The sequence below is a fragment of the Pseudomonas sp. TTU2014-080ASC genome (assembly GCF_001446935.1).
Taxonomy (GTDB): Bacteria; Pseudomonadota; Gammaproteobacteria; order Pseudomonadales; family Pseudomonadaceae; genus Aquipseudomonas.
This window is the reverse complement of record NZ_LKKK01000001.1, coordinates 871040-897699: the sequence shown is the minus strand read 5'-3', so window position 1 is coordinate 897699 and position 26660 is coordinate 871040. Positions and strand designations below refer to the sequence as shown.

The 26660-nt window shown below is 54.5% G+C and carries 22 protein-coding genes; 18 read left to right on the top strand and 4 right to left on the bottom strand.

Features of this window, described 5'->3' with window-relative positions:
• Positions 1–127: 127 nt before the first annotated feature.
• Positions 128–592: a phosphate-starvation-inducible protein PsiE gene (locus AO726_RS04140; protein WP_058066769.1), complete on the top strand. Its 465-nt coding sequence runs from the start codon at positions 128–130 to the stop codon at positions 590–592.
• Positions 593–648: 56 nt separating this feature from the next.
• Here the strand turns inward: AO726_RS04140 and AO726_RS04135 are convergent, their stop codons facing one another.
• From AO726_RS04135 to arsB, 4 genes are all read right to left on the bottom strand, one after another.
• The gene (locus tag AO726_RS04135; protein ID WP_058066768.1) at positions 649–3276 is read right to left on the bottom strand and encodes a DEAD/DEAH box helicase; all 2628 of its coding nucleotides are present in this window, start codon (positions 3274–3276) and stop codon (positions 649–651) included.
• 199 nt (positions 3277–3475) lie between these two features.
• Complete coding sequence (locus tag AO726_RS04130) at positions 3476–4351, bottom strand: helix-turn-helix domain-containing protein (RefSeq protein WP_058066767.1); 876 nt, start codon at positions 4349–4351, stop codon at positions 3476–3478.
• A gap of 93 nt (positions 4352–4444) precedes the next feature.
• On the bottom strand, positions 4445–5317 hold the full coding sequence (locus AO726_RS04125; protein ID WP_058066766.1) for a helix-turn-helix domain-containing protein: 873 nt from the start codon (positions 5315–5317) through the stop codon (positions 4445–4447).
• Positions 5318–5344: 27 nt separating this feature from the next.
• Positions 5345–6400: an ACR3 family arsenite efflux transporter gene (gene arsB, locus AO726_RS04120; protein WP_058066765.1), complete on the bottom strand. Its 1056-nt coding sequence runs from the start codon at positions 6398–6400 to the stop codon at positions 5345–5347.
• Positions 6401–6489: 89 nt separating this feature from the next.
• Here arsB and AO726_RS04115 point away from each other — a divergent pair, with 89 nt between their 5' ends.
• The 17 genes from AO726_RS04115 to AO726_RS04035 all read left to right on the top strand — a co-directional run bounded on the left by AO726_RS04115 (position 6490) and on the right by AO726_RS04035 (position 26660).
• Complete coding sequence (locus tag AO726_RS04115; protein WP_058066764.1) at positions 6490–6849, top strand: metalloregulator ArsR/SmtB family transcription factor; 360 nt, start codon at positions 6490–6492, stop codon at positions 6847–6849.
• 25 nt (positions 6850–6874) lie between these two features.
• Positions 6875–7345, top strand: coding sequence for an arsenate reductase ArsC (locus AO726_RS04110; protein ID WP_058066763.1), 471 nt, complete (start codon positions 6875–6877; stop codon positions 7343–7345).
• Positions 7346–7358: 13 nt separating this feature from the next.
• Entirely contained in the window at positions 7359–8045 is a 687-nt protein-coding gene (arsH, locus tag AO726_RS04105) for an arsenical resistance protein ArsH (protein ID WP_058066762.1), read from the top strand.
• Positions 8046–8259: 214 nt separating this feature from the next.
• Positions 8260–9153, top strand: coding sequence for a DMT family transporter (locus tag AO726_RS04100; RefSeq protein WP_058066761.1), 894 nt, complete (start codon positions 8260–8262; stop codon positions 9151–9153).
• A gap of 377 nt (positions 9154–9530) precedes the next feature.
• Positions 9531–9722 carry a hypothetical protein gene (locus AO726_RS04095; protein WP_058066760.1) on the top strand — a complete coding sequence of 64 codons (192 nt, stop codon included), beginning with the start codon at positions 9531–9533 and terminating at the stop codon, positions 9720–9722.
• Positions 9723–10484: 762 nt separating this feature from the next.
• Entirely contained in the window at positions 10485–11450 is a 966-nt protein-coding gene (locus tag AO726_RS04090) for a type VI secretion system protein TssA (protein WP_058066759.1), read from the top strand.
• A gap of 21 nt (positions 11451–11471) precedes the next feature.
• Positions 11472–12026, top strand: a complete 555-nt coding sequence (tssB, locus tag AO726_RS04085) for a type VI secretion system contractile sheath small subunit (RefSeq protein ID WP_058066758.1) — start codon at positions 11472–11474, stop codon at positions 12024–12026.
• A complete protein-coding gene (gene tssC, locus AO726_RS04080) occupies positions 12026–13552 on the top strand; it encodes a type VI secretion system contractile sheath large subunit (protein ID WP_206542495.1) in 1527 nt (508 codons plus the stop codon). Before tssB ends, tssC begins: the two co-directional genes overlap by 1 nt.
• Positions 13553–13793: 241 nt before the next feature.
• Entirely contained in the window at positions 13794–14318 is a 525-nt protein-coding gene (locus tag AO726_RS04075; RefSeq protein WP_058066757.1) for an Hcp family type VI secretion system effector, read from the top strand.
• Positions 14319–14396: 78 nt separating this feature from the next.
• Positions 14397–14846: a type VI secretion system baseplate subunit TssE gene (locus tag AO726_RS04070; RefSeq protein WP_058066756.1), complete on the top strand. Its 450-nt coding sequence runs from the start codon at positions 14397–14399 to the stop codon at positions 14844–14846.
• A gap of 17 nt (positions 14847–14863) precedes the next feature.
• Positions 14864–16705: a type VI secretion system baseplate subunit TssF gene (gene tssF / locus AO726_RS04065; RefSeq protein ID WP_058066755.1), complete on the top strand. Its 1842-nt coding sequence runs from the start codon at positions 14864–14866 to the stop codon at positions 16703–16705.
• The gene (gene tssG, locus AO726_RS04060; protein WP_058066754.1) at positions 16698–17720 is read left to right on the top strand and encodes a type VI secretion system baseplate subunit TssG; all 1023 of its coding nucleotides are present in this window, start codon (positions 16698–16700) and stop codon (positions 17718–17720) included. Before tssF ends, tssG begins: the two co-directional genes overlap by 8 nt.
• A gap of 18 nt (positions 17721–17738) precedes the next feature.
• On the top strand, positions 17739–20324 hold the full coding sequence (gene tssH / locus AO726_RS04055) for a type VI secretion system ATPase TssH (protein ID WP_058066753.1): 2586 nt from the start codon (positions 17739–17741) through the stop codon (positions 20322–20324).
• Positions 20325–20397: 73 nt separating this feature from the next.
• Complete coding sequence (locus tag AO726_RS04050) at positions 20398–22680, top strand: type VI secretion system Vgr family protein (protein ID WP_058066752.1); 2283 nt, start codon at positions 20398–20400, stop codon at positions 22678–22680.
• A gap of 12 nt (positions 22681–22692) precedes the next feature.
• A complete protein-coding gene (locus tag AO726_RS04045; RefSeq protein WP_058066751.1) occupies positions 22693–24912 on the top strand; it encodes a DUF2169 family type VI secretion system accessory protein in 2220 nt (739 codons plus the stop codon).
• Entirely contained in the window at positions 24857–26053 is a 1197-nt protein-coding gene (locus tag AO726_RS04040; protein WP_241492069.1) for a pentapeptide repeat-containing protein, read from the top strand. The genes AO726_RS04045 and AO726_RS04040 overlap by 56 nt, the downstream gene beginning before the upstream one ends.
• Positions 26046–26660, top strand: coding sequence for a DUF3540 domain-containing protein (locus AO726_RS04035; protein WP_058066749.1), 615 nt, complete (start codon positions 26046–26048; stop codon positions 26658–26660). The genes AO726_RS04040 and AO726_RS04035 overlap by 8 nt, the downstream gene beginning before the upstream one ends.

Genomic DNA, 26660 nt, shown 5'->3' with positions numbered 1-26660 from the left:
AGTTGCCGCATGCGCGAAGAGTTCTTAGTAAGGTCGTTCAATCCGTTGCACAATCAGGGCGTCCTGCTCCTCAGGCAGTGATGATGGGTAAGAACTTGCAGTATTTGGATCTAACCGGGGGCAGAGAATGAAGTGGGCAGAACGCGCCCGTGAGGTGATGCATCACAGTGCAAACTCACTGGGTAACTTGATGGTTGAGGGCTTTCACCTTCTGGGGTTGTTCGTAATAGGAGCGGCCACGGTCTGGTCGGCGCTGTTTACTTTCATCGGCATGGTGGACAAGGGGTCCGCCAGCATCGACGACATTCTGCTGCTGTTTATCTACCTCGAAATGGGCGCGATGATCGGCATCTACTTCAAAACCAATCATCTGCCGATTCGTTTCCTGCTCTATATCGCAATCACCGCGCTGACCCGCTACCTGATTGGTGATGTATCCCATCACAACAAGCCAGACCTGGGCCTGCTGTATATCTGTGGCGGGATTTTGATCCTGTCGATGTCGGTACTTGTGGTGCGCTATGCATCGTATAAATACCCGTCAAAACGGCCGCTGGATGTGAACGGCGGCGATTTGATTGATAAGAACTGAATATGAATAAAAAGGCGCGAAAGCGCCTTTTTAGTTACAGCTCCGGATAGACAGGCTTAGTCCTCCAGCGGCGCAAACAGCGCCTGCAGATCCTCTTCACTCAACTGCAACTGGCTTTGGCTACCGCCCGCCAGCACGCCTTTGGCCAGGTTGGCCTTGGCTTGTTGCAGTTGCTGGATTTTCTCTTCCACGCTGCCACGGGCAATCATCTTGTAGACGAACACCGGCTTGTCCTGGCCGATACGGTAGGCGCGGTCGCTGGCCTGGGCTTCGGCAGCCGGGTTCCACCATGGATCGAAGTGGATCACGGTGTCGGCAGCCGTCAGGTTAAGGCCTGCACCGCCGGCTTTCAGGCTGATCAGGAAGATCGGCAATTCGCCTGCCTGGAAGCGCTCAACCGGAGTGCGGCGGTCCTGAGTCTCGCCAGTGAGTTTGGCGTAGGGAATCTGCCGGGCCTGGAGTTCGGTTTCGATCAGCGCGAGCATGCGGGTGAACTGGGAGAACAGCAGCACTTTGCGGCCCTCAGCGAACAGTTCTTGCAGCATGTCGAGCAAGCCGCTGAGTTTGCCGGAGTCGGCGCTGGTCAGCGTACTTACTTCATCCAGCAGGCGCAGGTCGCAGCAGGCCTGCCGCAGGCGCAGCAAGGCTTCGAGGATGACGATCTGGCTACGGGCCAAACCTTGGCGGGCCACTTCGGCACGAACCTTCTGGTCCATGGCCAGGCGCAAGGTTTCGTAGCGGTCGCGCTGGGCGGCGGTCAGCTCAACCCATTGGATAATCTCGGTTTTCGGCGGCAGTTCGCTGGCTACCTGTTCTTTGGTGCGCCGCAAAATAAACGGTTTGATGCGTCCGGTCAGGTGCGCCAGACGTTGCTCGTTGCCATTTTTCTCGATCGGTACGCGGTAGTCCTGATTGAAGCTTTTGTAATCACCCAGCCATCCCGGCATGAGGAAGTTAAACAGCGACCACAATTCGCCCAAGTGGTTTTCCAGCGGCGTACCCGTCAGGCACAGGCGTTGATCTGCCTGCAACTGGCTGGCGGCGCTGGCGGCTTTGCTGCGCGGGTTTTTGATGTTTTGCGCTTCATCAAGAATCAGCAGGCGGTAGCGATAGGCACCCAACGCTTTCAGATCGCGGGGCAGCAAGGCGTAGGTAGTAAGGATGATCTGATGCTCAGGGATCAGCTTGAACTGGCTGCGGCGTTTGGCACCGTGCAGGGCCAGCACCTTCAACTGAGGCGTGAAACGTGCAGCTTCATCCTGCCAGTTGGGAATCAGGCTGGTGGGCATCACGATCAATGCAGGGTGCTGCAAGCGCCCGGCTTGGTGTTCGCAGAGGATATGCCCGAGGGTTTGCAGGGTTTTACCCAGGCCCATGTCATCGGCCAGCAACCCGCCGACGTTCAGCTCGGCCAGCCCCTGCATCCAGGCCAACCCTTGCAATTGGTAGGAACGTAATTCGGCCTGCAGGCCTTTTGGTGTTTGCTGCTCTTTACCTTCCAGCGCTTGCAAGCGTGAGGCAAAGTCGCGGAGTTCACTGCCGCCTTGCCATGAGAAACTCGGGCCGGTTTGCAGATGGTTGAGTTTGCTGGCATCCAGTTTGGACATGCGGATGCGCTGGGACGATTCGCCCGGCTCACGCACAAACAGTTCACCCAGCGTGGCCAGCAGAGGCTTCAGACGGGCCAGCGGCAGGGCGACGCGCTTGTGGTTGGGCAAGCTGACCAGCAGTAGTTCGTCGTCATTGCGCTTGTTCAGCGCTTCGCCGTTGAGCAGCCAGGGCGTACGGCGGATGGCTTGCAGCAATACAGGCAGCAGGCTGATGCGCTCGCCTTCGACCTCAATGCCCAGCTCCAGGTCGAACCAGCTTTGCTCCGGATCTTCATCGACCTGCGCGTACCAGTCATCAATCTGCGCCAGGTTGAACTGGAAGTCCGGCTGCATGTTGACCTGCCAGCCTTCCAGGCGCAGTTGCGGCAGTTGCTCGCGGACAAAATGCAGCCATGCCGTTTCGTTGAGGTGTTCGTAGGCTTCGCCAGCGCTTTCCGGCAGGGCATCGCTCTGGCGCAGGGCGACTTGCAGGCCGGTCTGTTCCAGACGCTTACGTAACTGAGCTTCGCTGTGTAGGTCGCGAATGACGCGCAGGTGGTGTTCGGGCGTCAGGCGTATCAGCAACTCTTTACTCTGCTTACCAGTAGCTAGATGACCGTCGTAATCAAAGGCCAGCGCGGCGCGGTGCTGGGTTTGTTCCAGCATGCGGCCTTTGCGGGCGTCGAAGTGCACACGGACCAAGCTACCGAGGCTGAGTACTGCTTTGGGTTGCAGGTTGTCGAGGCGTTCTTCGTGGATTTTGCTTTCGTTGACGATCAGTGAAGACAGGTCCTCACCGCGCTCCTGTAAGGCTTGCAGGGTCAGCAGGGCACTGGCGACGTGTTTGCAGTTGGCGCGCACCGGGCAACTGCACTTGCCGTTGACGTTCCAACCCTGTTCGGTTTGTTGCAGGACGATGCGTTGCTGATAGGCGTTGACCGCCGAGCCCCAGCAGTTGGCCTGCAAGGTGCTCTCCTTAATGCTGAGCAAGCGGCTGCGGCCCTGGGTTGCGTATTGCTGGCCCCGGGCAAAATCCCCTTCATCAAATTCCGCGCGCCAGTCTTCCTCGCGCAGGTGCAGGATATCGAACGCCATCAATTGAAACTGATCCGACAAATAAGTGAACGCAAAATCAAAAAGCCTTTCCTCAAGACAGCCGGTGATTTTTACACAGACTCATGTGCAATAGCAGATGGTGCTAATACCACTTGGCAGTAAACCGAGCTGGTTTATAGATAAGGAAGGGGCAGTTCAATACAGGCCATTTGCTCGCGGATGAAAGGACACGCTCAGTTCAGGTGCGAAATGCACTGCGATATTGCCCTGGCGTTGCACCATGGACCTGACGAAAGCGGTTGTTGAAGTGGCTCGGGCTGGCAAAGCCGCAGGCCTGCGCGATGGCGCTCAGAGGTTCATCGGTTTGTTGCAGCAGGTTGCGGGCGTGGTGCAGACGTTGAGCCAGCACATAGCGGTGCGGTGGCAGGCCGAAACTTTTCTGAAACATGCGGGCGAAGTGGTATTCGGACAGCGAACAGAGCTGTGCCAGCTCGCCCAGGGTGATCGGGCTGGCCAGATTGACCTGAATGTAGTCCACCACGTGGCACCTGAGGTTGGGGGCAAGACCACCTTTAAGCTGCACACTCTGACGTCGTTCCACTTGTGAAAGGACAGTGTGTTGGATCAGCTCATGAGCCAGGCTGCTGGTGAGCAGACGTTCGCCAGGCTCATTCCAGTCGAGCTGGCATAACTGACGAAAGCGCTGCGCCTGCTGCGGGTCATCCACATAGGTGCCTTCACGCATGTGCAGCTCGCGGGGTTCGCGATCCAGCAGGCGCATGGCGGCCAGGGCAAATTGCTCCTGACTGATATACAGGTGCGTCAGCTGAACTTCGCCATTTATCACCCAGGCAGACTGATGTCCGGCCGGGAGGATGCACAGCTTGTCCGGTGCGCCCTTACTGTGCGGTGCGTCCCGGCGAAAGGTGCGGGTGCCGCCGCTCAGGTAGCAGGACAAGGTGTGGTGAGTCGGAGCGTGATAGTCCCGTGCATCGTGACGGTTCTTCCAGATGGCTGCAGCCAGCCCGTCACCCAGCTCGGCACTGCGTTGCAGGCTGGCATGGGGCGAGTTGTTGAGGCTCTGAAATACCTGTAGATGCTCAAGCTGGGACATGGCTCCTCCTTCCGCTGATCATCCTACGCCTGGCTTGAGCGGCTGCCAGCCCCTTGCAGAACAAAAGCGCAAGTTTGTGCAATTGGCGCAATGTCAGTTGCTGCGGAACAGGCTGCGATATTGTCCGGGTGTCGCGCCCAGATGTTGCCGGAAACGGTTGTTGAAGTGGCTTGGGCTGCTGAAGCCGCAGGCGTAAGCAATCTCCAGCATCGGCACATTGCTGTGTCTGAGCAGATCGCGGGCGTGCTGCAACCGACAGGCCAACACATAACGATGGGGCGCAATGCCGAAGCTGAGTTGGAACATGCGGGCGAAGTGGTAGGTGGATAGGCCGCAGAGCCGCGCCAGTTCGTCTAAGGTCATGGCCTGAGACAGGTTGCTGTGAATGTAGTCGATGATGCGCTGGCGGTGAGCGGGAGCCAGGCCGCCTTTCAGATGCAGGTCCGTGCGCTGCTGCGCGCGGCTGAGCAGGGCGTGCTGGATCAGATCGTGAGCAAGGCTGTTGCCCAGCAGGCGTTCAGCAGGTTCTTGCCAGTTCAGCTGGAACAGTTGGCGAAAGCGTTGTTTTTGAAGGGGCTGATTCAGGTAGTGCCTCTCGCCCCAGTCCAGTTCGCGGGGTTCTTTGTCCAGCACGTGCAGAGCTGTCAGGGCAAACGTTTCGCGGCTGATATAGAGGTGGGCCAGCGGTTCAGCGGGGCTGATCTGCCAGGCGGATTGATGCCCGGCAGAGCGGATGCACAAGCCTTTAGGCGCAGTGCCGTGTCCTGTTACAGCGTTTTCGTGAATGGCGTCGGGTAGATAGCTGGCTAGCGTGTAATGGTCTGGCGTCAGGCACAGGCTGTGCTCTTCTCGGCTGTGCCAGATCACGCTGCTCAGCCCGTCACCCAATGCTGCGCTGCGTTGCAGTGAGGCATTGGGCGAGTTGTTCAGGTGTTGGAAGACATGCAGTTTATCGGGTGAGTCCATGCTGCCTCCATGCTGAGCATGAATGTCTTATCTGCTTTCGTACCAGACCTTGCTGCGGTTGATTTGTTGCACCAGCCAGAGCATCACCGGTACTTCGATCAGCACGCCGACCACTGTGGCCAGCGCCGCGCCTGAGTTGAAACCGTACAGAACGATTGCTACCGCCACGGCCAGTTCAAAGAAGTTGGAGGCACCGATCATCGCCGCTGGGCCTGCGATATCGTGACGTACTTTCAGCGTGCGGCACATCCAGTAGCCCAGCGCGGCGATAAACAGCGTTTGCAGCAGAATCGGCACGGACAGCAGGGCGATGATCAGCGGCTGTTCAACGATGTTCCGGCCCTGGAAAGAGAACAGCAGAAGCAGTGTAGCCAGCAGAGCAATGATAGAGGCTGGAGCTAGGCGTTTGAGGGCGTTGTTGAACGCCTCCTCACCACGGCGCAGCAACCGGGCGCGTAGCCACTGGGCAATGATCAGCGGGATGATGATGTACATCACCACTGACAACAGCAGCGTGGCCCAGGGCACAGGAATCGCTGAAACGCCCAGCAGCAGGGCGACGATGGGGGCAAAGGCAAACACCATTACCAGGTCATTAATCGCCACCTGGCTCAGGGTGAAGTTAGCGTTGCCGCTGCACAGGTTGCTCCACACAAACACCATGGCCGTGCAGGGCGCTGCGCCCAGCAGAATCAGGCCCGCCACATAGCTGTCGATCTGATCAGCAGGCAGCCAGTCGGCAAACACATGACGCAAAAACAGCCAGGCCAGAAACGCCATGGTGAAGGGTTTGATCAGCCAGTTCACGGTCAGGGTGACGGCCATGCCAGCGCGTTGCTGGTAGATCTCGTTGAGCCCGCGGAAGTCAATTTTCATCAGCATGGGGATGATCATCACCCAGATCAGCACGCCGACCGGCAGATTCACCTGAGCCACTTCAAGGCTGCCAATAGTCTGTGCAGCGCTAGGCGCGTAGAGGCCGAGCAGGGTACCGACGACCATGCACAGTAATACCCAAACTGACAGGTAACGCTCAAAGCGCCCTAACGGCGCTGATGAAGAGGAAGCGGTTGGTTCAGACATGATCAAATACCGGTGAGTTGAATATATGGTTTTCAAGATATATGGAAATCTGTATATTCGGCAAATCGAATTTATCGACAGGTGTGGAAATGCAAACGGAAGCCATTGATCCGCTGACCTTGTTCAAGTGCCTGGCAGATGAAACCCGCGTGCGCATGGCGCTGTTGATCGCCGCAGAAGGTGAGTTATGCGTCTGTGAGCTGATGGCTGCATTGGACGACAGCCAGCCGAAAATCTCCCGCCATCTGGCGCAACTGCGCAGCTGTGGCCTGCTGCAGGACCGGCGTAGCGGCCAGTGGGTTTATTACCGCCTGCATCCGGAATTGCCTGAGTGGGCGGAGCAGGTGTTGGCGACCACTTTGCAGGCCAATCAGCCATGGCTGGCACAGAACCGCGAGAAGCTGAACAGCATGAGGAACAGGCCGGAGCGCCCGATTTCCTGTGACTGACTTAATTTGAACTGACGAGAACATCATGGACGTACTCTTTCTGTGCACCGCCAACAGCTGCCGCAGCATCCTCTCTGAGGCCATCTTCAACCAACTTGCACCTGCGGGCTTGCGTGGCCACAGTGCTGGCAGTTTCCCTAAGGGCGACGTGCACCCGCTGGCGATTGAAGCCTTGCAGCGCGCCGGTGTGCCGGTGACGGGCCTCAGCAGCAAAGGCACGGATGCGCACGAAGCGCTGAACCCGGCCATCGTTATCACCGTTTGCGACAAGGCCGCAGGAGAAGCCTGCCCGGTTTATTTCGGTGCGGCGCAAAAGGCACATTGGGGTTTGTCCGATCCTTCCGATGTGGAGGGCACGCCTGAGCAGATCGAAGCTGCGTTTGATCAGTGCGTGGCCATCATCCGCCGCCGCGTGCAGGCGTTCTTTGACGCCCAGCCCGACACCTTGAGCCGCGACGCTGTGCAAGCTGAGCTGAGCCGTATCGCCAGCCTTTGATTCTGGAGTTCATATGTCTGCCGACCTGCCCAATATTGATCCCGAGCTGCTGAAAACCCCGGTAATCACTGGTGAAAAGCCGCGCATCCTGCTGCTGTACGGCTCCACCCGCGAGCGCTCTTACAGCCGCTTGCTCACAGAAGAAGCGGCGCGTCTGCTGCAAGCTTTTGGCGCAGAAACCTACATCTTCAACCCCAGCGGTTTACCGTTGCCAGATGATGCGCCGGAGGATCACCCCAAAGTGCAGGAACTGCGGGAGAAGGTGCTGTGGGCAGAAGGCATGGTGTGGTGCTCGCCCGAACGCCACGGCGCAATGACCGGCGTGTTCAAGTCCCAGATCGACTGGATTCCCCTGACCATGGGCGCGATCCGTCCGAGCCAAGGCAAGACGCTGGCCCTGATGCAGGTGTGCGGCGGCTCGCAGTCGTTCAACGCGGTCAATCAGATGCGTGTCTTGGGGCGCTGGATGCGTATGTTCACCATCCCCAATCAATCCTCCGTGGCCAAAGCGTTTCAGGAGTTTGATGAAGCGGGGCGGATGAAGCCGTCTGCCTATTACGACCGCGTGGTGGATGTGATGGAAGAGCTGGTGCGCTTCACCCTGTTGCTGCGCGATAAGCCGGAGTTGGTGGATCGTTACTCCGAGCGCAAGGAGTCGGCTGAGGAGATTTCACGTCGAGTGAATCAAACCGCTATCTGATCCGTAGCTGGGCCTGTTTTAACCCGATACTGCGTTGCTCAATGCTTATTTGGAGCGACCAAACCGCGCATTTCGCGCCTTGCCTCGGGTCAAAACAGACTCCGGCGGTGTGATGCGTGAGCTCGTAAGGCTTCAGCTTTAAAAAGCGCAAGGATATGCAATCGGTTTGAGTGGGATGTGCGGCAGACTACTCGCATCTGCAAGGAGTCTGTTGATGAACATTTCGCTCTACCTGTTAACCGTACTGATCTGGGGCACCACCTGGATTGCCTTGAAAATGCAGCTGGGCGAGGTGGCGATTACCGCTTCCATCGCCTACCGCTTTGGCTTGGCGGCGCTGGTGTTGTTTGCCTTCCTGCTGCTTACCGGCCGCCTGCAACGCCTCGACCGACGAGGGCAAATACTCTGCCTGTGGCAAGGGCTGGCGCTGTTTTGTCTCAACTTTATCTGCTTCTACAACGCCAGCCGCTGGATCCCCAGCGGACTGATCGCGGTGATCTTCTCCATGGCCACGCTGTGGAATTCGCTGAATTCGTGGCTGTTCTTCAAACAAAAAATCTCTGCCAATGTGCTGATCGGCGGCGGCTTCGGTTTGCTCGGGCTGGGCTTTCTGTTCTGGCCGGAACTGGCCGGGCACGAAGCCAGCCGCGAAAGCCTGCTGGGTATCGGCTTGGCGATGCTGGGGACCTTGTGTTTCTCGGCGGGCAATATGCTCTCCAGCCTGCAACAGAAGGCCGGCTTTAAACCGCTGACCACCAACGCCTGGAGCATGCTCTACGGCGCGCTGATGCTGGTGGCGCTTTGTGTGGTAACCGGCACGCCGTTTGGCTTTGAGTGGAACACCCGCTATGTCGGCAGCCTGCTATTCCTCGCGATCCCTGGCTCGGTAATCGGCTTTACCGCCTACCTGACGCTGGTCGGGCGCATGGGGCCGGAGCGGGCGGCATATTGCACTGTATTGTTCCCGGTGGTGGCGCTGAATATTTCGGTGTTTGCCGAGGGCTATCAGTGGACGGCTGCGGCGCTGTTCGGGCTGGTGCTGGTGATGGTGGGGAATGTGTTGGTGTTTAGGAAGCCAAAGCCCAAGGCTGAGTTGGGAGCGGCGTGAGAACTGAGTGAAACATCAGTTGCTGCGGGCAGCTTCGGGACTCAACGGCCACGCACAAGGTCTGAATTGTAAGTTGCGAATTTGGTCGATTGGACAGCGCCCAACCTACAATACAGCGTGCATACAAATCCCTAACAGCTGTCAGGTAGATCCAGCGATTCCCGCCCAGATGTAGGTTACGTCCGCGCACCACACTTGATTGGGCTTGCTCACCGTGAACTGCTGATTCAGTACGTTGCTTGCGATGGCGCTTTCTCCATCAGCTCTGCGGTACCGATGCTTGCGGGATTGTGTACTGAACCAGCGCGCCTCTTTCATTAAGCGCCCAGCCAGAAAAAGGACTACCTACACGCCCTGTATCCTCAGCGCTGCCGCTAATGTTCTCGTCCCCACAGAACCACGGCTTTGCAGATGAAGCTCAGCGCCAACTGACGCAGAGCAATCCGCCGACAATCTACTCGGCGACGCCGCGTGCAGGCCTCATAGACACTGCTGCGATTTACGCCCAATACGCGGCCTGGCTCGGCTCGTGGATACCGCTCGCCCAATTCCTTGATCAGGCTTACTGATTGAGGGAGTCCGACATTAAGAGGGCGGTAGCCTTGGAGAAAGTTGTCGGGGCGGGGGCGTTGCATGGCGTTCATGACCCAAAAATATTGTGATGTTGTGATGATGTTATATTGATGTCCTCGCTAATTAGATCCAGCATGTGTTTTTCATTGGGTTAAGTGTAGGGGCGTAATTTGTTGATATGTCCTATGTTAATTTTTAATTCATGATGAATGGCGTAGATTAATTTCTATTGCGTAGTGTGGGCTGTCGGGTGTTCTTTGCTAGCTTTCAATGGTGAAAGTTTTCGGGGGGGCGCCGTTGTATGGTGGCCATAACTCAAAAATATTTTGATGTTATGGTGATGTTATATTGATGTTCTAGCTAATTAGAGTCGACATGTGTTTTTTATTGGGTTTATTGCACGGTCGTCATTCTTGGGTATGTCCTATGTTAATTTTTATTTATGATGGAAAGTGTGGATTTATTTCAATAGCTTAGTGTGATCTGCTGGGTGTTCTTTGCTAGCCGTTCAGTCGGGAAGTTGTCGGGACGGGTGTATTATATGGCGCTATCGGTCAATATATGATGATGCTATGACGATGTTATGGTGATGTTATGGCGATCTGTCCGCTAATTAGATTAGGTATGAATTATTCGTTTGGGTAAGTGCAGGTCGTCATTTGTTGATGTGTTCTATGTTGACTTTCGATTTTAGGCTGGGGTAGTTTCTTTTCCGACGTTATAGGACTTATTGACCAGGATGGTCAGGATGGTAAGTAATGGATGACGACAGACTGTCGGGTGTAGACAGAGGTGTTGAGTTTGATTCGCACTATAGTGAGGTTGAGTTTTTACTATCACAGTTCGATAGTCAGACTGATCCTCTCAGTGGTCTGGAAGAAATACCTGCCATAAACTGGAGTTTGATTAGCGAACATTCAGAGCTGCTTCTCGCTAAGTGTTTTGATTTGCGAGTGGTGCTCTGGCTGATGAGGGCCAAGTTGCGCCTTGAAGGGTTTTCTGCCCTTATCATCGGTGCGCTCAACATCGACACTGAATACTCTGCGGGTAAAAGTACTATATTCCCACAAGCCGATACTGATCAGCCTGACAGTATTCACGCGGCAGCATTGGGTTGGCTTGCCACTCCACAATGCCTGCATGAAATAAAAAACAGTCGGGTTTTTAGGGATAATCGGTTAACTGTCGATGAACTTCTTACTCTGCGCTTCTCCGACCAGGAAAGAAGAGATCTGCATTTTTCTGAAGCGGTAAAGATCATCAGTCAAGCCGATGCATTTTTTGCCGACCAAGGAATTCCATCGCTGCGAGAGCAGCTGGCTTTAGGCATAAAGGCACTGGAGCGTATTGAAAATTATGCGAATGTGCAGGCCAAAGACTACCGTCTGAATTGTTCTCATGTAAGAGATTACCTCCAAAGTTTGTCCCATTTCCTCGGCGCTCTAGAGCAGCAAGGCGCGTCTGTTATTGAGGAAGAAGAGGAGCAGGCTCTACCGGACGTGAGAACCAATATATCTCCGGCGAATAAGCTTATTCGCTCCAGACAAGACGTTATATCCCTCTTGGATCAAGTGTTGGATTATTTTCAACAGTATGAGCCAAGTCATCCAGCACCTATTCTTATCAGGCGCTCTCAGAAAATGATCGGTATGGACTTCAAAACAATTGTTGAAGAGCTCTTGCCCGAATCACAGGTGACATTGCTTCAGTTATCTGGCAAGTAATTTTTCATGGAGGATTTCCCGATGGCTAAGGATTCTAGCTCTCAGAAGTTTATTGGAAAAAATAACGCTCCGCGTGTTCAGATTGAATATGATGTGGAACTCTACGGCTCACAAAAGAAGGTAGAACTCCCTTTTGTAACGGGGGTTATGTCTGATCTTTCAGGGCACAGGAAAGTGCCTCTGATGCCGATTGAGGAACGTAAGTTTCTGACGTTTGATCAGGATAATTTCAACGACCGCATGAGGGCCATTAAGCCTCGCCTGCAGTTTTATGTGGAGAATACATTAAGCAAAGGCGATGAATTACTGGACGTGGAACTGGAGTTTGAATCAATGGAGGACTTTTCTCCCGGTTCAATAGCCAAGCGTATCCCTCAAATGCAGCGCTTGCTTGAGGCGCGTGAGCACTTGACTGAGTTGATTACCTATATGGACGGTAAAGCAAGTGCTGAAGATACGGTGAGAGAGTTGCTTGAAAAACCGGACTTCCTACATCGGCTAGTTAATGATCCCAGAAAAACAGTGGCCGCCGCTGAGCAAGATGCTCAGGACTCCCGTCAAAAAGGAGGTGAGTAATGGCTGTGAGGCAACGAAGTGCTGCGATTAAGCAACAGGACTCCGCCGTTAGCGAAGTGGAACCTGCCGGAGTTGAAAATGAACTGGATGGTTTGCTCAAGCGTTCTTTTCGTCTAAGAACCAATGAAGCATCCGAAGCTGTTCGGCGAGCTATTGGGACGCTCGCGGACTACGCGAACAGCGGTAAGGTGAAGGTCAGTCATGATGTGATATTTACCATTGAGTCTCTGATCGCCCAGATCGACGAGCAACTCTCTGATCAAATGAATCAGATTCTGCACCATAAGGAATATCAGAAGCTGGAGTCTGCCTGGCAAGGCTTGAGCTACCTGGTAGACAACACCAATGTAAGCGAGACGCTAAAAATCCGGGTGCTGAACGTCAGCCAGGATGAGTTGACCCGTCACCTACGGCGTTATCGCGGTTCAGCCTGGGACCAAAGCCCGATATTCAAACAGATCTATGAACAGGAATATGGCCAGTTCGGTGGCGAACCGTTTGGTTGCATCATTGGCGACTTCGAGTTTGATCACAGTCCAATGAGCGTGGCTCTTCTGACGGAACTGGCGAAGATTTCTGCTGCTGCACACTGTCCATTTATTTCCGCCGCCTCTCCGTCCCTGCTGCAAATGAGCAAGTGGAATGAGTTGGGCAACCCACGTGATATCGGCAAGATTTTCACCACGCCAGAATACGCGTCGTGGCGTCGTCTGCGCGAAAGCAATGACTCGCGTTACCTGGTTTTGACCATGCCGCGTTTCCTGTCGCGCCTGCCGTATGGTGCCAAAACCAATCCGGTAGAAGAATTCGCTTTTGAAGAGTTGGTCAGGCCAGGTGTTGATGACGATTTCTCTTGGGCGAACTCGGCCTACGCTATGGGGGTGAACATTAACCGTGCGTTCCACGAGTATGGCTGGTGTTCAAAAATCCGTGGTATTGAGTCGGGTGGTTCTGTGGAAGAGTTGCCTGCCTACGCATTTCCCTCCGATGAGGGGGGATATGAACTGACGTGTCCAACGGAAGTGGCTATCTCTGATCGACGTGAGCAAGAGTTATCCGACGCTGGTTTCTTGCCACTGGTTTATCGTAAACATTCTGACTTTGCCGCTTTTATCGGTTCGTGCACCATGCACTTACCAGCGAAGTATGAAGACCCGGACGCCACGGCCAATGCTAAGTTGTCCTCAAGATTACCTTATATTTTTGCCACGTGCCGGTTTGCACATTATCTCAAGTGTATTGTGCGTGACAAAATCGGTTCATTCCGCTCCCGTGATGACATGCAACTTTGGCTGAATGACTGGTTGATGAACTACGTAGATGGTGATCCTTCAGTATCCACAGAAGCCACTAAGGCTCGTCGCCCTCTGGCTGCTGCAGAAGTTCGTGTTGAGGATGTAGAAGATGATCCTGGTTATTATCGCGCACATTTCTATTTGCGCCCGCATTACCAGTTAGAAGGAATGACAGTGTCCTTGCGGCTGGTATCAAAACTTCCATCGGCTAAAAAAGATGGAAGCAGGTAAGTTAAAGACTAACTTTAATTAGGAATAATGAGCCTCGAGTCATTAATGGCAGTATCAGTTGATTTGATATTGCCTGTAGGTGGACGTGTGCCGGTAAGATATTTTCCAGTTTAACGTTTGTCGCGGTGACAAGAGGGGCTTTTTTCCGAAATTAATTCCGACTTTTATAGTTGGAGTGTCCAAACTTGCCTAAATTAACCTGTAGTGCGTTGTTTTTATCTAATGGATTAAGGAAAAACAAATGAGCTCTAAAGCGTTAGTAGACTATTTTTTGAAGATTGATGGTGTGGATGGTGAGTCACCCGATCAGGCCTATCCCAACTGGATTCAAGTGCAGGCTTGGCAGTGGTCTGAAGACAATGCCGGGCGTTGGGGCTTTGGCAGTGGTGGTGGTTCGGGCAAAGTTGAGATGAAAGACTTTGAGTTTCGTATGGTGAGCAATAAAGCATCCCCGAAACTCTTCCTGATGTGCGCGACAGGCGAGCATGTTAGCTCGGCGCAACTGGTCTGCCGTAAATCGGGCCAGGGTCAACAAGACTTTCTCAAAGTAATCTTCAGCAACTGCTTGGTTTCATCATACAAGACGGTTGGCAACATGCCCTTGGACGCTGCGTTTGGGGAAGGGGTAGATACTGTAATACCAACCGACATTATCAAACTTAACTTTGGCCGCATCGAAGTGGAGTACAAAGAGCAGAATAATGATGGGTCCATGGGGGCCGTTATCAAGGCCGGTTACGACCTGAAGCTGAATGCACGCGTCTAACTAGATTGACGCTGTTTACAGAGTGCCTGTTCGTCGATAGCGCGGGCGGGCACTCTTTCCCAGAGAGTCGGGTCGCATATGAAAACATCATTGCCTATGTTGTTCGACAAACTCAGTACTAAAACACATAACATGACATCGGATGGCTGGCGCAAAGTATTGGTGCGAGATATTGAGTTTTTACTGAATGACGCATCACGTAGCGCTGATTTGCACCTGCAGGACTATGTGCACTGTGAAAACTCTGTGCTTAATTTTGGACTGCCTTCGTTAAGTAAACGGATTCCTATCAGTACGGATCCGCTGAAATTGGCAAAGCATATCCAAAGAATTCTTGCTTCATTTGAACCACGTTTAAATCCGAAAACGATTCGTGTGGTGCCGGTGATTAATACGCGCCAGTCTTATGATGTATTGGCTATTTTATTCGATATTTATGGTACCGGTTCTTTGCCGGGTAGAGAGACGTTAGTCAATGTGCGTATTGCACTTGATTATTCGTGTGGCGCTGTGCACGTGTTTGATTGAAAAGGTCGGGTTTTATTATGTTCAGTGAGCGCTTCCTGCAACTGTATAACGATGAGTTGCGCTATTTCCGTGAGACGGGGCGTCAATTTGCTCTTGCTCACCCTCAGGTAGCTCAACACCTGGGTATGCACATTGATGGCGTACAGGATCCCTTTGTTGAGCGCTTGCTGGAAGGCTCCGCTTTTTTATCCACGCGGGTGCAGGAAAAACTCAACAGCGAGCAGCCCGAGTTTGCATTGCAAATGCTTTCACGCTTGGCGCCCCTCTGGTACACCCCGGTTCCATCGATTGCCACGATTGCCATAAAGCCTGACCTGTCGTTTCCCCAATGGCACGCTCAGGTTGAGCTGCCGCGTGGCAGTAAGGTGACTTTGAACGATCCTTCACTGAGCAACAAACCGGCGACGTTCACGACGGCACGCCACATCAAGATCCAACCCGTGGAAATCGCTGAGGCGCAGTGCGCAATTTTTCCACCGCCCCATTTACCGGCAGGTGTCGCCCGCCACTTGCAAGATGGTTCTGCACACGTGCGCTTGCACCTGACCACACAGGGCGTGCTGTCCCTTTCCGAAATTGACCTCGAGCCGATGCACCTCACGCTGGCTGAGGAAACCGTACGAGCGAATCAACTGCTGGTGGCGTTGCTGAATCACTCTTTGCGCGTTGTGTTGTGGGCGAAAACGGATGGTCAGCCGGTGATCAAGGTTCTTGAGCCGACACAGCTGCGTCTGGGGGGCGTGACGGACGATGAGGCTTTGCTTCCGGAGGCGGTGGGTGAGCTTCCTGGCAGCCGCTTGCTGCGTGAGTATTTTGCCGCCCCCAGCCGCTTCTTCAGCCTCGAAGTGCATGGCCTGCGCGATTTTCTGAAGCAGTGCGAGCGGGTTCATGATTTCGAGATTCTATTTGTACTCGACCAACGTCCGCTACCGTTAATAGGCCATGTCAGTGTCAAGGACTTTCATCTATTCGCCACCCCGGTGATCAACCTTTACCGTCGTCACTGCACGCCGGTACAGGTGACGGGGTCGCAGACTGAGCATCACTTGGTGGTCGACCGACTGAACACCTCGCTGTACGAAATACACAGTGTGCTGCAGGTCAAAGGCGTTATGCGCGAAGGCAATCCGGTCACTTTTTCTTCGCTGCAGGCTGATGTGAACTTCGACAGTGAATACGAGCAAGCAGGGTATGCGCTGCGCCGACGCCGGGAGCCATCACCGTCCAAATACAACAATGTGTTTCTGCCGAACGAAGACACCTTTATTGCCATCTCGCCTGGTAAAAGTGGTCTTGAAATTGATGCAGTGCGTTCGCTGATTGTGGAGGCCTTGGTCTGTGAACGGCACCTGATTCCTGCGCATTTGCAGCAGCCGATTTTCCAGCTGGATACTGCAATGCCGGTGCACAGCATTGAAGTTGTTCGCTACCCAACCAACCCCGTGGGGGTGCCGGATCTTGGCCAAGCCTGGCAGGCCATTCAGATGTTATCGCTGAACCCGCTACGTTATGCGCGCCCCGATGTGCAGGACTGCGCGACGCTGTTGCGCGACTGGCTGTTGCTGTTTTGTAACCAGGACGATCCCAGCCAACGCAAACGTATTTCCAGTATTCAGAACGCTTGGATCGAGCACAGATTCGAGCGCTACCAGGGGCGTGGTCCGCTGGCTTGGATTCGCGGGGCCGAGATTAGCCTCAACTTGAGTCCGCGGCATCATGCTGATCACGGTGCCTATCTGTTTGCTCGGGTGGTGCATCACGCACTGAGCAACTACTGCGATCTGAATCAGACACTGAGTATGGCGTTGATGCTTGAGGGCGAGCCCCATGCCAAGTGGGAGGCTATCCGCCATGCATGAAATGTCACTGATTCAGCACAGTGAGCCAGCACCGTTGTTGGAGCAGCAAGACAGTCCTGACAAGTCTCCTGCGTTGAAAATCCAGGGGTTGTCCAATCGACAGGATTTTTTCGAATTGCTGCGCCGGATCGAGCGCGCGCAGCCCGATGCACCGCGCTTGGGGGTGTCCAACGATCGCAGTCACGAGCGGTTGAATATTACTCAGCCTGCCGACCTGGCCTTTGCTTCGCGTGAAGTGGTCGATGTGGAGCAAAAGCCTCCAAAGGTCATCATCAAGGCGCGCCATTTCGGCATGTTTGCTCCCTATGGTCCGTTACCGATCCACGTTACCGAGCATGCCCGTAGCGAGGATATTGCCAAGCGCAATAAAGCATTTCAGCAGTTCGTGAGCATCATGAGCCAGCGTTTTGCCGTGTTGCATTACCGTGCTTGGTCGCAGTTGAACACCATGGCGGGGCACGATCATGACGATCAGAAGAACCCGTTTCTGTGCCGCTTGTGGCAGGCCGTAGGCGTGACTCCGGGTGTCGGGACAAATCCTCATGTCCAGCGTTTGCGAGCGGCTTATGGCGGCGCCTATCTGCCTGGAAGGCGTTCGTTGCGCCAGCTCCAGAAGATATTGGCAGCTTATTTTCTCGTGCCGGTTCAGATCACGCCTCGTCATGCCCAATGGGTCAATGACGGCAAACAGACCGGTAACCAGAAACTGGGAGCGCTGGGTAAAACCCGAGTAGGTAGCCGTTTTTTCGATGCGCAATATGGCGCGCATATCGATATTGGTCCATTGCCCTCTTCACAGTATCAACAGTACCAGCGTGGCAGCGTCCGCCTTCAGGCGTTGGTCAATATATGCCATGACTTTATGTGCCATCAGTTGGTTCTGGACATCAGTCTGCTGATTCACACTGAACCGGAAATGGCGATGCAACTGGGTAATAAACGCTTGAGCAAAGATGGATGGCTTAAGCCGAAAACAGGGACCTACAAACAGCAGGTCTATCAGTCAGCAACTTAATATCAAGGAAGATATAAGGTGTATCAACGTGAGCGTCTTTTTTCGCGACTAGGGCACTTTGCCTACCAGACTTTTGCTGAGGCGACGAAACTGTGTCGCACGTTTCGGCATGAGTATGTGGAACTCGAGCATTGGCTCAAGGTGGTAGTGGATAAGGAGCGCGGTGATTTACCGATGATCCTCAGCCATTACCAGATTGATCCACGACGCATCAGTGATGCACTGGATCGTATCCTTCATACGATGCCCAATCGGACGAATGCGGTGGTGGATCTTTCTGCGCAGCTGGAAACAGCGGTGGAAAGAGGGCTGCTGATGAACCAACTCAGCGAAGTGCAAAACGAGGGGGTGCGCACTGTCCATATATTGATCGGCATTCTTCAGGACCCGACCTTGCAACGCGGGTTATACCGTCTGTGTGATGAATTCAAGAAGATCCCGATTCCGCAGGTATTCGACGAGTACCTGTCCTTGTTGGCGAACTCTATCGAACATGACGAGGTTGAAGAACGCCCGGTCGAGACAGATAAAAATGTTGCCAGTGATCCTCAAGGCGCTGACGTTCTGCATAAGTGGTGCGCTGATCTGACCCAACAGGCCATGGATGGAGAGATCGATCCGGTTATTGGTCGTGAGTTCGAATTGCGCCAAGTGATTGATATCTTGCTGCGTCGCCGTCAAAACAATCCGATTCTGGTGGGGGAGGCCGGGGTCGGGAAGACGGCGGTGGTTGAGGCGTTGGCGTGCAAAATTGCCTCTGGGCAGGTTCCTCCGTTGCTCCGGGGCGCGCGCCTGCTTTCGCTGGACTTGGGGCGTATGCAAGCTGGTGCAAGCATGCGAGGCGAGTTTGAATCACGCCTGAAGGCGTTGATTGATGCCATTGGCCGATCCCAGTCTCCGGTGATTCTGTTCTGTGACGAAGCCCACACCCTGGTCGGGGCCGGCGGCCAAGCAGGTACCGGCGATGCGGTCAACTTGCTGAAGCCGATGCTGGCACGTGGTTCGCTTCGTATGGTCGCCGCAACGACTTGGTCTGAATACAAGCAGTTCATCGAACCGGATGCCGCCCTTACGCGTCGTTTCCAGCATGTCCTTGTCTCGGAGCCCGACGAAGAAAACGCCGTCGATATGATGCGAGCGATTTCTCCTTATTTTGCCAAGCATCACGACGTCATCATTCGTGAGTCGGCGTTAAAGGCAGTCGTACGTCTATCACTACGTCATTTGCCTTCCCGCCAGTTGCCGGACAAGGCCATCAGTTTGCTGGATACCGCCTGCGCGCGGGTTGCACTGAGTCAGCATGCGCAAGCTGGAAAGGTGGAGTTGCTGCACGCCAGGCTGACCGTGATGCGCGCCGAAATGGACAGCCTGCAGGAAGAGGTGAAATTTGATCCAAGCGTGCTCAGTCGTGTTGAGGAGTTAAAGCACGCCATCTTGGAGGTAGAGCAGACGCTGGTCGTGCTGCGCGAAAAGCAGACACAAGAACACCAGCTCGTTACCCAACTGCGCGAAGCCGAACAGACGCAACCCGAGCGGTTACCAGGGCTAACGGATCAATTGGACAGGCTGCAAGAAGGCACATTACCGCTGGTTCATCCTTGGGTCGATGACCGTGTCGTAGCGCAGGTGCTGTCAGACTGGACCGGTATTCCGACGGTACACATGTTTCAGAACGACCTCGACAACGCGCTTAACCTTAATCAACTGCTGGAGAAGCAGATTTTCGGCCAGACCATGGCGATCAACGAAATTGCCCAGGCCGTCAGGATTACTCGGGCCGGTATCCAGCATCAGGATCGTCCGTTAGGCGTGTTTATGCTCTCAGGCCCCAGCGGCGTCGGGAAAACCGAAACGGCGTTGGCACTCGCCGAGTCGATGTACGGCGGAGCGCATAACCTGATCGTATTCAACATGAGTGAATTCCAGGAAGCGCATACGGTTTCAACATTAAAAGGGGCTCCTCCGGGATATGTCGGTTATGGCAAGGGCGGCAAACTGACAGAGGCGGTCAGACGCAAACCGTACTCTATTGTATTGCTTGACGAGTTTGATAAGGCGCACCCGGATATTCATGAAGCGTTTTATCAAGTCTTTGATAAGGGCGTGATGGAAGACGGTGAAGGTCGAATGATCAGTTTCCGTCAGTGCTTTATTTTGATGACCTGCAATGTTGGCGCCGCTGAAATAGAAGCCCGATTGTCAGAGCAGCCAGAGCTTAAGGCCGAAGCATTACGGCCTGTCCTGCACGATGCCTTAGTGCAGGTATTCCCGGCACCGTTACTGGCGCGGATAAATACCATTCCTTACGTGCCACTCTCGATTGAAGCCATCGCACATATTGCCGCGAAACAACTGTCCCGTTTGCAACAACGGTTGACTAAAGAAGTGGGCGTTACGCTGGAGTTGCAAGGCGATATCACCGGTTGGATTGCCCAGCGCGTCAGCAGCCACCCTTCACGCGGGAGAGCGGTGGAGTCGTTACTCCACCACGCCATTCTTCCGCCCATCAGCAATGAAGTACTGCAACGCAAACGCGACGATCGCGAACTGAAAAAAATACAACTCATGGTCGAAGACGACAACTTAACGGTGTCGTTCGACTGACGATCAGTGACTTATTCCATTGTTCTCCGTGCGGGCGTCAGTCAGGCATGGACATTGGTCAAGCGAGGTGGATATGCCTTTGATTGAAATTGATAACGCTGTGTTATCTGGCTGGGATGCTTTTGCGTTGAGTTTCTCTACTCGCGAGGGGCTGTCGAATAATTCGTTCTATACACTGGAGTTTGAGTGCGAGCAGGCTGGAGTGGATTATGAGGCGTTATTGGGCGAAGGGGTGAGTATCCAGATTGAACGCCCTGGTTTTGGTTCACGCCCATTCCATGCCTATGTAGTCGGCGCTACTGATGTTGGACAGCACCAAGATAAGTTTGTCTATAAGTTAGAGCTGAGCACTTGGTTATGGTTTTTGATGCAAAACCGTAACTGCCGTATTTTTCAGGACCTCACAACGCTCGACATTATCGAGCAGATCTTCGCGCGTTATGGCGTGGCCAATTATCGTCTTGATATTCAGGGGAGTTATCCCACCCTGGAATATTGTGTGCAGTTTTCCGAAACCGATTTCGCGTTTATCAATCGCCTGCTGGAAAACGAAGGTATTTGGTATTACTTCGATCATGAGGACGACAAGCACACGTTGGTGATCACGGACCGCCAAGACTTTGATGACCTGGCAGGCGATGACGCGGTCTTACCGTTCATGCCTGATAGCGAGGAAAACCGTGCGATCCGCGAGGGCGTTCAGAGCATTCGCCGATCGCGGCAAGTGCGTCCGAACGAAGTTGTCCTGCGAGACTTCGATTACCTCAACCCGCGTAACAACTTGCAGACCAAAGTCGAGGAAAGCAGCCTGGGCCTGCAGAATACGCCGCTGGAGTGGTACGACTATGCGGCCGGTTATGCCGATACCGAGCGGGGCGAATACCTTGCGCGGTTACGCCTGGAAGAGATGCAGAGCGAGGCCCACCTGCTGCTTGCTGAAAGCAACGCCGTGGGGCTGCTGCCCGGTAAAAGCTTCAGCCTCACGCTGCACCCGGACCCTAAACGTAACCGCCGATTCAAACTGATTCGTTGCGATTACACGTTCATCCAGGACGGTCCCGACAGCAGTAGCAAAGGGCGCAATGTAACTTGCCAGTTCAGCGCATTGAACGATGACATTGCCTTCCGTCCAGCCCGTAAAACCCCACGACCACAAATGCCCGGGATTCAGAGTGCGACCGTGGTCGGGGCTCCGGACTCTGATGTTCACACCGACAAATACGCCCGTATCCGGGTGCACTTTCATTGGGATCGCAATAAAACCACCGAGGAGGATAGCTCCTGTTGGATTCGGGTGGTGCAAGCCTGGGCTGGTAAAGGCTGGGGAGTATTGGCGATGCCGCGTGTCGGGCAGGAGGTACTGGTTACCTACGTTGATGGTGACCTGGATCGTCCGATGGTGACTGGCATTGTCTATAACGGTGATAACCCGCCCCCTTACAAATTGCCGGAATACGTCAACTACTCAGGCATGGTGTCCCGATCGTTGCGTAAGGGCAAACCGCAACACGCGAGCCAACTAACCTTCGATGACAACCGTGGAAGCGAGCGTTTCATGATGCATGCCGAGCGCGATCTGCAAACCACGGTGGAGCGAAACCGAGCGACGAGCGTGGGGGGGGACGAGTACAAGCAGGTCGCTCGTACTGTGACTGAACAGATCGGTAACCACCTCACTTATAAGGACTTTCAATTTACGGTGATTGGCTTCAACTCTTCGGTGATGGGCTTCGATGCTGGTATGAAGGGGGTGAATATCAGTGTGGTTGGTGTGAACACCGCTTTTGCCGGCGTGAGCACCTCGTTCACCGGTGTGGGGACCTCCTTTACGGGGGTTAATACGTCGTTTACCGGGCAGAGCACTTCTTTCCTCGGGGATGGCGTCAGTTGCACCGCGAAGTCCACCTCAATAACCGGGGAAAGTAAGTCCTTCACCAGCATCAGTAACAGCATGGTCGGGACCAGTACCAGCTACACCGGCGAAAGCAACAGCTTTGTCGACACCAGCAGCAGCATGACAGGGGTCAGCACATCCGTCGTCGGTTCTTCCACCAGCTTTACCGGCTCCAGTGTCGGCACTACCGGCAGCAGTGTCTCGACCACAGGCAGCAGCGTGTCGACTACCGGCAGCAGCATCTCGACCACGGGCAGCAGCATCTCGACCACAGGCAGCAGCATCGGCACTACCGGCAGTAGCATGTCGACCACCGGCAGCAGCGTGTCTAACACCGGTAGCAGCGTGTCGACCACCGGCAATAGCACCAGCACCACCGGGCTTTCGATCAGCTATAGCGGTGCTTCTTACTCCGATACGGGTGTTGACCTGAAAAAGGTTGGCATGCAAAGCAAGAATTAAGGAGCAATAACAATGAGAGTCATACGGCCTCAGCAGTTGATCGCCATCAAAGGGGCGTTTCAGATCGGCAAGGAAAGCCGGCTCGGCATCAGCGTGATTGCCGGATGTTATCTGTCACGTCCCCAGCACTTTGTCAGCGAACCCCAGATATGGGACGCGTGGAAGCGTGCGCCTCTCAGTTTTCCAGTGCTTGATGCTGCCGAGCCCAAGCCATTTGCCGAATACCTGATCGCCGGGCATGCGGGCATTGGCCAACCCGTAAAAGCGCTTAATGTCAGTGCGCAGGTAGGTGGATTATCTCGTTATTGGCGGGTTGAGGGGGAGGGGCGCAGTGATGCTGCTCGCGTTGCCCCCTTTGTCAGGGTGGCGCTTGACCACCCTTCGGCGTGGGGAGGAAAAGGGGTCAAGGAAAACCCACTGGGGCGCGGCAGTCACGATGGACTGAACCCGTTGCTGATGAGCATGGGCATAGATAACTCTGTGCAGGAGCGTTCGCCACTGGCGGCACCAACGCCGCTGCCGCATGAGTTCAGCACTCGCAAAATGCACATCGACAAGGTGGCGCATTTGATGGCTGGCAAAGAATACCTGGAGACCATTTTTCCAGGACTACCAGCCAACATTGACCACCGCTTTTTCCAAATGGCAGCGCCGGCGCAATGGTTGCCACAGGAGGAGTGGCCGGATCAGGTGCCGTTCGAGCTGCAGGGATTTCGTCCGGACAATCAGGCAATCAGCGGTGTTTTGCCCGAGGTTCGCGGTCGCGCTTTTGTGAGCCGGTATAGCAGCTGTGAGCTGGAAGAAGTGGCCTTACAGCGCAAGACATTGTGGTTTTTTCCAGACAGTGACATTGCCTTGATGATCTATACGGGCAGCTTGCCGATCGAGCACCTTCTCGATGAGTCGATCGAGTCGTTGATGGTGTCACTGGACCGCTGTGATGCATTGCGCACTATTGATCACTACCAGCAGGTGCATCACAAACGCAGCGATGAAAAGGCATCCACCTTCGAGTTTTTGCTCGATACAGACCTGATGCCTGAGGAAATGGCGGTCAATATCACGGAGTCGGTATGTGACCACCCTGACTCATCGCGTTATGAAGCAACTCCAACATCCAGGGAGGCCAGCGATAACTATTACCGGCGAATACGCGATGCTATTGCGGTGCACGATCAACGATCTGCGCAAGAAATGGATTGGTCTGTGCTGCCAGCAATCCCTGACGATAACGAGGAAACCCTGCTCTACAACGACCTCGCGGTTGTCGAAAATAAAAACTTCACAGGGTTGCGTTTTAGCGGCACTTTGAACGGAAAAACCTTCCAACAGTGCAATTTTACCCGGTGTGACTTCTCTCAGGCGACGCTGAAAAATTGTGTGTTCGAGCAGTGTTTGCTCGACGCGGTGAGTTTCAGCGATACAACACTGCATCAGGTGCGGCTGGCGCAGTGCACGTTGCAGAAGGTGGTACTGACCGACAGCAACCTGGATGAGGTCACATTTGAGAAAGTGAACTTGCAGGCACCGTCAGCGCAAAGGCTGCACGTCGAAAGTTCAGCGTGGAACTACTGTACGTTCGATCAGGGCAGCCTCGTGGACTCGTGCTTTTACGCATGCTCCCTCAGCAATAGCTTGTTCAGTGGTACTGACATTACTCACCTGCACGTTCAGCAAGGGCAAATCGACGCCTGTGTTTTCAATCGCTGCAGCGCCAAGGGAGTTACCTGCAATCAGGTGCAATTGAGCAAAAGCTCGCTGATGGGGGGGGACTGGCGCGACGCCCGCTTTGACACCTGCCAGATAGAGAGCCTGACCGCTGGAATGCGAGTGGATTTCGGTCAGTCGGTCTTTAGCGATTGCACCTTCAACAAGGTGGGTTTGAAGCATGCGGCCCTGCAAGGCTGCCATTTACTCTATTGCTCCTTTACCGAGAGCAATTTCGATCAGGCGGACCTGACTTCCTCATCCGTAAGCGCTTGCGACCTGGCTGGGGCGCGTTTTAAGGACAGCGTTCTCACCCACTCCAGATGGCAAGACACCAGCCTGCAACAAGGCATGTTGTACAACGCCGATCTGCGCGACGTGACGTTCGACCATTGCAATCTGGCGGCCGCTAACCTGGCGATGGCCTGGCAGGACGACGATACCGCGTTCAAGGGCTGCTTGCTTGACCGTGCCTGTTGGGTGCCACGCAGACTTCTGCAGGGGGAGCATCCTTATGCCAACTGATATCCCTCCCGTTGTCCCGCTACCGGACATCGCAGAGATTCAACAACAGGTTGACAGCGCGCTGGTCGGGTTGCCGCCTAAATCACGAGTCTTCAAAAAGCGGCATTTCCGTGATCGCGAGTTGCAGGGGTTGGTGCTCGCCGATTGCTTCTTTATCGAGTGCAGTTTTGAACGCATCACGTTCCGTGACTGTGATGTGCGGCAGGTTCGTTTTGAGCGCTGCACGCTGAGTGACGTCAGCATGGTGAGCGGTCAACTCGATAGGTTGATGTTCACCGAGTGCCAATTGGAGCATTTGAGCCTGCTAGAGGTGAATGTTTACGGCTTGGTTTGCAACGAGGGAAGTCTGCAGGTCTGCCAGGCCGAAAATTGTTTGAGTGAGGACCTTAGCCTGAACAAGTGCTTGGTCAGCGACATTCAGATCCGTAACAGCCGGCTGAGCCAATTCAATGCGCAATCGATTACCGCGCAAAACCTGATGTTTCACGAGGGGCAGTTGCAGGATGCGAACTGGCACGCCTGCCAGTTGCAAGCGTGTAGTTGGCGGGAGCTGGTTTTGACGCGCCATATCATGGGCAGTTGCCAGCTTGAAAACTGTACTTGGCAGGGTATTTCTGGGCTGGCGCGTACCTGGTTTGTCTGTCAGCTGTCGGGATGTGTTCTGGCAGGTTTGCCGCTCTCGGGTTCCAGCTTTCATCGCTCCGAGTTGGAGGATTGCTCCCTTGCAGGCAGCCAGTTGGCGCAGGCGATTTTTACTGAGGCGCGGTTGCTGCGCTGTGACTTCAGCCAAGCGCAATTGAACCAGGTACAGGGGCAAGACGCGCAGTTCGTCGAGTGTCAGATGGGGGAGAGCACGTGGGTAAACGCAATCTTGCCGCGTGCCGAGTTCAAACACTGCGAACTCACCCAGGCGAACCTCCAGCAGGCTGACTTGCGTGTGGCCGATTTGCGCGAGCAGCCGCTGACTGCCAAACAAGTGCAGTCCGCGCGGCTGCACGCCGCGCAACGCGCGCGCACCGATACGACACCCGCCTCCAGCGATCCGTTTCTGATCGCTATCGATCAATGGTATGCACGCCACCAGCTAGGGCCACGCCAGCAAACTGCTGCGAGGCCTACAGGAGCAAGCCGATATGTATAAGTCCGCAAAAGAACATCAGAAGGTACACACCAACAACAATGTCACGCCTTTGCACGTGTTGGCGAAAGCCAGCGCTCCTGAGCAGGGTAGCCGCGTGGTGGTCGATGTGCAGGCGCACGCCAATGGTCAGCTTTACGTCGCCGACATGCCGGCTTACGGACTGACGGTGGCCACCAGTTGCCTGGTGCAGCCGTTGGCCGGTGACCGGGTGTATGGCGTGGTGGACGGACAACACTTGGTGATTACCGCGATTCTATTTCGTCAGCAGGCCGATGCTGTCATGACGTTGGATAGCCGCTGCGCCAACTTGCGTATTGTTGCGCCGGAAATCGAGATAGAGGGCAGTCGGCGACTGACCTTCCGCAGTTCGGATTTCACACTGCTTACCCGCAGTTGTCGCTGGGTTGCAGACACCCTGCATCAGGTTTCAAAGCGCCTGTTCGTCCTCACCCAGCATGCGAGCCGCAAGGTTGAGCAAACGGATGAAACCCAGGCTAAGCACATTTTGCAGGAGGCCCGGGGAAGTTATGTCATGAAAGGCGAGATCGCATCGCTGAAGGCCTCGGCTGTGCTGAAGATCGACGGCGGCCAGGTCCATGTGGGGTGA

Bases quoted from the DNA above. Each gene is read 5' to 3' on its own strand.
- AO726_RS04140 (WP_058066769.1), top strand. From the start codon at position 128: ATGAAGTGGGCAGAACGCGCCCGTGAGGTGATGCATCACAGTGCAAAC.
- AO726_RS04135 (WP_058066768.1), bottom strand. From the start codon at position 3,276: ATGGCGTTCGATATCCTGCACCTGCGCGAGGAAGACTGGCGCGCGGAA.
- AO726_RS04130 (WP_058066767.1), bottom strand. From the start codon at position 4,351: ATGTCCCAGCTTGAGCATCTACAGGTATTTCAGAGCCTCAACAACTCG.
- AO726_RS04125 (WP_058066766.1), bottom strand. From the start codon at position 5,317: ATGGACTCACCCGATAAACTGCATGTCTTCCAACACCTGAACAACTCG.
- arsB (WP_058066765.1), bottom strand. From the start codon at position 6,400: ATGTCTGAACCAACCGCTTCCTCTTCATCAGCGCCGTTAGGGCGCTTT.
- AO726_RS04115 (WP_058066764.1), top strand. From the start codon at position 6,490: ATGCAAACGGAAGCCATTGATCCGCTGACCTTGTTCAAGTGCCTGGCA.
- AO726_RS04110 (WP_058066763.1), top strand. From the start codon at position 6,875: ATGGACGTACTCTTTCTGTGCACCGCCAACAGCTGCCGCAGCATCCTC.
- arsH (WP_058066762.1), top strand. From the start codon at position 7,359: ATGTCTGCCGACCTGCCCAATATTGATCCCGAGCTGCTGAAAACCCCG.
- AO726_RS04100 (WP_058066761.1), top strand. From the start codon at position 8,260: ATGAACATTTCGCTCTACCTGTTAACCGTACTGATCTGGGGCACCACC.
- AO726_RS04095 (WP_058066760.1), top strand. From the start codon at position 9,531: ATGTTCTCGTCCCCACAGAACCACGGCTTTGCAGATGAAGCTCAGCGC.
- AO726_RS04090 (WP_058066759.1), top strand. From the start codon at position 10,485: ATGGATGACGACAGACTGTCGGGTGTAGACAGAGGTGTTGAGTTTGAT.
- tssB (WP_058066758.1), top strand. From the start codon at position 11,472: ATGGCTAAGGATTCTAGCTCTCAGAAGTTTATTGGAAAAAATAACGCT.
- tssC (WP_206542495.1), top strand. From the start codon at position 12,026: ATGGCTGTGAGGCAACGAAGTGCTGCGATTAAGCAACAGGACTCCGCC.
- AO726_RS04075 (WP_058066757.1), top strand. From the start codon at position 13,794: ATGAGCTCTAAAGCGTTAGTAGACTATTTTTTGAAGATTGATGGTGTG.
- AO726_RS04070 (WP_058066756.1), top strand. From the start codon at position 14,397: ATGAAAACATCATTGCCTATGTTGTTCGACAAACTCAGTACTAAAACA.
- tssF (WP_058066755.1), top strand. From the start codon at position 14,864: ATGTTCAGTGAGCGCTTCCTGCAACTGTATAACGATGAGTTGCGCTAT.
- tssG (WP_058066754.1), top strand. From the start codon at position 16,698: ATGCATGAAATGTCACTGATTCAGCACAGTGAGCCAGCACCGTTGTTG.
- AO726_RS04050 (WP_058066752.1), top strand. From the start codon at position 20,398: ATGCCTTTGATTGAAATTGATAACGCTGTGTTATCTGGCTGGGATGCT.
- AO726_RS04045 (WP_058066751.1), top strand. From the start codon at position 22,693: ATGAGAGTCATACGGCCTCAGCAGTTGATCGCCATCAAAGGGGCGTTT.
- AO726_RS04035 (WP_058066749.1), top strand. From the start codon at position 26,046: ATGTATAAGTCCGCAAAAGAACATCAGAAGGTACACACCAACAACAAT.